This is a genomic window from Aquimarina rubra, from assembly GCF_042684305.1.
GTDB lineage: Bacteria > Bacteroidota > Bacteroidia > Flavobacteriales > Flavobacteriaceae > Aquimarina > Aquimarina rubra.
Genome location: NZ_JBHULE010000032.1, coordinates 1 through 541, shown reverse-complemented (window position 1 = coordinate 541; position 541 = coordinate 1). Strand labels below are relative to the sequence as shown.

The 541-nt window shown below is 38.6% G+C and carries 1 pseudogene; it reads left to right on the top strand.

What is annotated here, in order from left to right:
• Nucleotides 1-541: pseudogene (locus ACFSR1_RS19630) on the top strand (hypothetical protein); the annotation flags it as partial.

Below are 541 nucleotides of genomic sequence, written 5' to 3'. Positions count from 1 at the left end.
TACAAGCAGGAGAAGGTCCTGACGTAACAGATGCCGCAAGCCCGTCAACAGACCTTTCTGCATATTTAGTTGGGCTAGAAGCTAATGGAAAAGTTGGTTCTGTTGGTATTGGGGGTGGTTTTGAAATTCAAAGTGGTACGGATCAAAACGAAACTGACGGAAAAAACTATTCTTTCTTCCCGTTATACGGTACCAACCATAAATTTAATGGATATATGGATTATTTTTATGTTGGAAACCACGCGAACTCTGTAGGGTTAACAGATATATACGCTAAAGCGAATTTTAAATTCGGAAAATCCTCAAGTCTTTTGGTGAAAGGACACTATTTTTCATCTGCAGCAACACTCATAGATGATACAGATGGATCAGAAGCCGATAAATATCTGGGAACTGAAGTGGATATTGTTTTTACACAAAAATTACTTCCTTATGCTTCTGTAAAAGTTGGATACTCACAAATGTTTGCCGGAGAAGGAATGGAGTTCCTAAAAAACCAGCCAAATCCAAGTGGATTACAAAACTGGGGATGGGTACAATT